Genomic DNA, 1,185 nt, shown 5'->3' with positions numbered 1-1,185 from the left:
CGATCGCGTGGTCACGAAGCCCGTCGCCGCCAGCCCGGCGTCCACCCGCCTGCCGAGCCCCGGCGTCACCGTGCCGGTCTCCACCTGGACCCGGATCTGCTCCGGCGCCACCGGCACGCGCTTCGCCTTCGGCCGCTTCGCGACGTGCGGCGCCAGCGGCCGGTCCTGGCGCAGCGCCGTGAAGATCTGCCGCGCCTTCAGGGCGTTCCACCTCAGCGTCTCGCCCGGGACGCCGGGCGCCCGGTGGTTCATCTTGGCGATCGGCACGGTGGTGAACTCCGAGGACGACGGCGAGAAGTTCCGCATCGCCCGGCCCAGGGCGATCATCTCCGCCGTCCCGAAGCCGCGGTCCGCGCGCACCGACCCCAGCGCCGCGCCCGCGACGCTCCGCAGCTTCACGGGGTTGAGCAGCACCCCGGACGAGGAGGCCCGCTCGATCAGCGCGGCCAGGAACCGCTGCTGCCGCTGCATCCGTCCGAAGTCGGAGGCGGCGTCCACCTGCCGGGCACGGACGTACTGCAGGGCCCGCCCGCCGTCGAGCCGGTGCCGGCCGGGTCCGAGGGCCAGCCCGGTGTTCGCGTCCTTCAGCGGCCTGCTGGTGCAGATCTGCACTCCGCCCAGCACGTCGACGGTGCGGATGAAGCTGGTGAAGTCGACCTCCAGGTAGTGGTCGATCTTCACGTCGGTCATCTTCTCCACGGTCCGCACGGTCAGCTGCGGCCCGCCCTCCGCGTACGCCGCGTTCAGCCGCACCGGATGCCCGGGCCGCTTCCTCCCGGTGTCCGGGTCGGTGTACTCCGGCGTCACCGCGTACGAGTCGCGCGGCAGGCTCACCACACTGGCCCGGCCGCGGTCCTCGGAGATGTGGACGATCATCATGGTGTCCGTGCAGTGGCACGGCTCGCCGCCGAGGCGGTACCTGCGCCGCTGCTCCGGGGTGATCCGGTCGCGGCCGTCGGTGCCGACCAGCAGGATGTTGGTGCCGTGGCCCGCGTTCGGGCGGTTCTTCATGTCGCGGAACGGGTCGACGCGCGCGATGCCGTCGTCGATCCCGGTCAGCACCGAGTGCCCGATGCCGGCCGCGGCGAGGACGGTCACCGAGAGCGCGGTGACCACGCGCCCGCCCCACCCGCGCCGCCGCCCGGCGGGCCGCCGGGGGCCGCCCCCGCGCCCCGCCCCGCCGGC

At 74.4% G+C, this 1,185-nt stretch carries 1 protein-coding gene; it reads right to left on the bottom strand.

Going from position 1 to position 1,185, the window contains the following annotated elements; translation table 11 throughout:
- Positions 1-1,185, bottom strand: a 1,185-nt coding sequence (locus tag A2U95_RS23465; RefSeq protein ID WP_420857043.1) for an LCP family protein, incomplete at both ends; no start/stop codon positions are given.

Origin of the sequence: Streptomyces chilikensis, from assembly GCF_001642695.1 — a bacterium.
Classification (GTDB): Bacteria; Actinomycetota; Actinomycetes; order Streptomycetales; family Streptomycetaceae; genus Streptomyces; species Streptomyces chilikensis.
The sequence above is the reverse complement of the archived record's forward strand: the minus strand, read 5'-3'. Positions and strand labels throughout refer to the sequence as shown.